The following is a 4,104-nucleotide window of genomic DNA, read 5'->3' as shown; positions in this document are numbered from 1 at the left end:
TTTATCTTCCTTCTTCCTCTTCTTTCGCCGCTCTTGGTGGTAAGCCTCCATTGTCAGCTTGAGCCTGCTGTAGATCTCTTCGTCCCTCAGGTCTTCCCACGTGCCGCATTCCCAGGTGGCTCCTTCTGTATTGTGGATAACTAACTTGCTCCGCTCGCCGTGCCTAATCCGCAGGATCCCGGCGCTCATCTCCTGCGCCTCGATAGGCGCGATTTTCCGACCAATGAGAGCGTTGACAATGGTGGACTTACCTGAAGAGGTGGTGCCAATGGTGGCAATCCGGAAGGAGGGCTTCCGTAGGCGGGCATTGGCCTCTTCGTAGACAACCTGAAAGTTCTCCAGCTTCTCCAGCAGCACGGAGTTGCTGACTACGTCGTGGTATTCGTTAACGATCCCAGCGGTGAGGTTGCCGAGGTCAAATAGTGAGTCTCTCGCGGTCTGCAAAGCTACCGAGGGATCCATAGAATCAAGCCGGTGATGCGCTCCATCAGATAGGGTTGAAGATGACATGCCAACAGTTCTCAAGCCGCTTCGCTGGCATTATATCCATCTTGCTGATACCGTCGTTCGTTTCCTTCGCATTGTTTTCAGCGTTCTTCTTGCCAGCAATGCTCATTCAGTAGCATAAAAAACAGTTCTAAAAGGCACAGAGCTGCCGGCACTTCTGGGATCAGCGAGAGCTGGTTTGGCAGATGGAGTCGCAAGCCTATCTCCTCCCGGCTAGAGCCAGCAAGCAGTTGAGAGGATTGCCAGATTGCTTAAGATGAGACTGCTGAGTCCGAACTCCTTCTCCCTGTAAATGATGGATGGATCCTTGCAATCTTTCTTCGCCTCTGCCACCCAGGTGGGGCTGGGGGTGGCGGGTCTGCTGGCTCTGCTTACCCTGCTGGCCTGGATCCGCAACTGGCCTTGGAAGTTTTCGCTGGTGGGCTACACGGCCTTCACCCTGGTTTTGACGGCGGGCTGTTTTGCCCTCAGTTTAGGGCCGATCTTTCGCTCCCGCATTCCCGGCGCTGCCCCCTACACCACGGTCTATGACCAAGGGGCAGAGCGGGCGGTCATCGCCGTCAGCCCGGACATTACCCCAGAGCACCTGATCCTCACGCTGAAGCAGGCGGCCAGCGATTTGGCGTCCTCCGGTCGCTTCTCCACCGGCTCGCCGGTATTTACCCTGCAGGCCCGCACCGTCATCCACCCTGAACCGGGGGTCTCCGAGCCCTTACTTTTGGGCACGCTGCAACAGCCGCTGGGAAAACGCCTGCGCACCCCGGAAGAACAGCAGCAGCAGCAGATCCGGCTGGAGGAAGAAGCCTTTGCCCGGCTGCGCAAGTTGGTCCAGGTTCAGGCTGCGGCTCCTTCCGCTGAGGGTGGGTTAGAAGAGCTCCCTTTGTCCCAGTCCTGAGCGCTAAGCCAGCGACGCAGATCCCGTCCTACCTGTTCAGGGATCTCCCACGGGAAGAGGTGGGCCACATCGGGATAGACAATGCAGGTGCACTGGGGTAGAAGGCGGGCGGTGGCCAAGCTGCTAGCGGCGGTGATGTGGCGATCCCGCTCGCCGGCCAGGAGCAACACAGGTAGGCGCAGGTGCTGCAGCTCCCCCTCACGGTTGTAGCCCTGTTGCAGGGCGGTGCGCAAAGCGCGGCGGGCTTGGGGAGAGGTGTGCAGATAGGCAGGCAAAGCTGCCTGGGCCAGATAGCGATAGGCGGTTGGGGTGTGTTGCTGGATGAGGTAGCGGTAAAGAGAGCGGCGGCCAAAGGTGTCGATGTTCCAACTCCAGCCGGGCCAAAGCCAGTTGAGCAGCGAAGCAATGCCGGTGTTAAGCTGATCCCAAACGGTGATGGGGGGATGGTTGCTACGAGGACAGGCGGCGCTGGCTACCAAAACCAAGCCCTTGACCCGCTGCGGCAGGCGCAAGGCCAACTCCAGGGCCAGGATCCCACCCAACGACCAGCCCAACACCAGACACTCCTGCCAGCCCAGGCAATCCAGCAGCTCCTGCAAGTCCTCTAGGTGAGTTGCCATCTCAAAGGGATCCCGTACCTGCGAACGCCCATAGCCGCGCAGATCCGGCGCCACACAGGGGTGGATCCCCGCCACCGCCTCAGCAAAAACTTCCATGCAGTCAGCATTGCCCGGATGGCCGTGGAGCAGCAGGATGGGCAGGGAAGGGATCCCTTTGCCCCAGGCACGGTAGTAGAGCTGCAGGCCCATAGCTTAGGCGCTAGCCGCCTTTTTGGGCACGGACTGCAGCTTCACCCCGTTGGGAAGGCAAATTAAGTTTTGATCCAGCACCTGCACAAACCCTTTCGAGCGCAGGGATCCCAGCAGGCGAGTGACCGTTACGCGCGTAGCCCCAATGGCGTCCCCAATCTGGGCGTGGGTCAGAGTCCAGGGAAGGTACATCCCCTGCTCACAGGGCTGCCCGTACTCTTCAATCAACAGCGTTAGGAACCCCTTGAGGCGGTCAATGGCACGCCGTTGGCCCAAGTTGCCTAGCCAGAGCAGCTTGCGTTGCAGTTGCTGGCGGAAGCTTTCTTGAATTTTCTGGTGCAAGTAGGGCCACTGCTCCAGATCCTGCCAGTAAAACCACATTACCGTGGTGCGATCGACATGGGTGCAAGCTTTTAGCTCAAAGCGCTCCGGGTTGCTCAGCTCAAAGGGCACGCCGGGTGTGATAAACCCGACAAAAACCTCCCGCCGCTCCGGCGTTTGGCTAACTAGGCGCACCACGCCTTCTTGGGGGATGTAGACCAGGCCCGGACGGGTGGGGATGCGCACATCCTTGGGAAAAGTGCGACAGCGGTAGTGCTCCTCGGCCCACTGGCAGAGCTCCCGCCATTCCTGAGCCTCCGCTGCCGATGTGATGGAAACTAGGGACATGGGATAGGCTTCCTGTCAATTGAGTAACTAGGTGAACTTTGCCGCCTCTTCCGCTCCATCGAGCCATCAAAAGAGTTTGTAAAGAAAAGGCCAGACCCTAACGGAAGGATAAACCAAGAGGAAGGGAGCTTCGGTAGTAGCTTTACCTTAGCTTCATAATGACACTCAAGATTTATGGAGCAACACCGTGGTTATACGGATGTTGTTTATAAGGCTACGTCTAATGGTAACATACAGAAGCCGCACTCTTCGTTTTTTCCTGGCTCCTGGCCGGCTGTGGGCCCAGCAGCAGATAGCATAGTAGGGGCAGCCGGGTTGCTTGGACGCGGTGAGGAGTGGCACCGATGAACATTCTCGTTAGCAACGATGACGGCATCCAGGCGGCAGGGGTGCGGTGTTTAGCGGCAGCGCTGGCTCAGATGGGCGGACACCAGGTGACAGTAGTCTGTCCGGATCGGGAGCGCTCGGCCACCGGCCACGCCTTGACGTTGCACAAACCGCTGCGGGTGGATCCGGTGCGGGAGGGGTTTCCGCCAGAGGTGCAAGCCTGGGCCTGTTCGGGCACACCTTCCGACTGTGTCAAGCTGGGTCTGGACGGGCTATTGGATTATCCTCCCGATTGGGTGATTTCCGGCATCAATCAGGGAGCCAATCTGGGCACCGATGTGCTCTACTCCGGCACCGTCTCAGCGGCCATGGAAGGGCTATTGGAAGGGATCCCCAGCCTGGCGGTGAGCCTGGCCAGCTTTACCCACCAGGATTTTCAGCCGGCGGCCCAGGTGGTGCTGACGCTGCTGGAGAAGCTGAGCCTGAAGCCCCTAGAGAAGCCGCTGCTGTTGAACATCAATGTCCCACCGGTGGCGCTGACGGAGATACGCGGCATGGTCTTGGCCCGCCTGGCCTGGCGCAAGTACACCGATATCTACGAAAAGCGGCTGGATCCGCGCGGCAAGGCCTACTACTGGCTGGCGGGGGAAGTGGTGGAAGAGGGAGTGGATCCCTGTTCCGACGTGCAGGCGGTTGCCCAAGGGTATGTGTCGATTACGCCCCTGCAGCCGGATCTGACGGCCTACACCGCCTTCGACAGCTTGCAGCGGTGGGGAATCTCGGCCTTTGGCTCCTGAGTTGCAAGCTGGTGAGCCGCATACAGCTTCTTCCAGCGTTGTCTACTTCTCTACTGTAATAGTCGTTTCAAACAAGATTAAGACACTTTGCTGCCAGCCC

General features: G+C 59.0%; 5 protein-coding genes. 2 read left to right on the top strand and 3 right to left on the bottom strand.

Going from position 1 to position 4,104, the window contains the following annotated elements; translation table 11 throughout:
- A partial coding sequence (locus NW844_RS11810) for a dynamin family protein (RefSeq protein ID WP_414335889.1) occupies positions 1-462 on the bottom strand: 462 nt, incomplete at its 3' end.
- 352 nt (positions 463-814) lie between these two features.
- Between NW844_RS11810 and NW844_RS11805 the strand changes: the two genes are divergently transcribed.
- Entirely contained in the window at positions 815-1,402 is a 588-nt protein-coding gene (locus NW844_RS11805) for a DUF2518 family protein (RefSeq protein ID WP_414335887.1), read from the top strand.
- On the opposite strand, the gene NW844_RS11800 is transcribed toward NW844_RS11805, so the two are convergent.
- Positions 1,342-2,211 (bottom strand): alpha/beta fold hydrolase, encoded by an 870-nt coding sequence (locus NW844_RS11800; protein WP_414335885.1) that lies wholly within the window; start codon positions 2,209-2,211, stop codon positions 1,342-1,344. The two genes, NW844_RS11805 and NW844_RS11800, sit on opposite strands and share 61 nt — an antisense overlap.
- 3 nt (positions 2,212-2,214) lie before the next feature.
- Entirely contained in the window at positions 2,215-2,880 is a 666-nt protein-coding gene (locus NW844_RS11795) for a Crp/Fnr family transcriptional regulator (RefSeq protein WP_414335883.1), read from the bottom strand.
- Positions 2,881-3,224: 344 nt separating this feature from the next.
- Between NW844_RS11795 and surE the strand changes: the two genes are divergently transcribed.
- Positions 3,225-4,004 (top strand): 5'/3'-nucleotidase SurE, encoded by a 780-nt coding sequence (gene surE, locus NW844_RS11790; protein WP_414335882.1) that lies wholly within the window; start codon positions 3,225-3,227, stop codon positions 4,002-4,004.
- Positions 4,005-4,104 lie beyond the last annotated feature (100 nt).

It is taken from the genome of Synechococcus sp. H55.2, from assembly GCF_047462495.1.
Taxonomy (GTDB): Bacteria; Cyanobacteriota; Cyanobacteriia; order Thermostichales; family Thermostichaceae; genus Thermostichus.
The sequence above is the reverse complement of the archived record's forward strand: the minus strand, read 5'-3'. Positions and strand labels throughout refer to the sequence as shown.

Bases quoted from the DNA above. Each gene is read 5' to 3' on its own strand.
- surE (WP_414335882.1), top strand. From the start codon at position 3,225: ATGAACATTCTCGTTAGCAACGATGACGGCATCCAGGCGGCAGGGGTG.
- NW844_RS11795 (WP_414335883.1), bottom strand. From the start codon at position 2,880: ATGTCCCTAGTTTCCATCACATCGGCAGCGGAGGCTCAGGAATGGCGG.
- NW844_RS11800 (WP_414335885.1), bottom strand. From the start codon at position 2,211: ATGGGCCTGCAGCTCTACTACCGTGCCTGGGGCAAAGGGATCCCTTCC.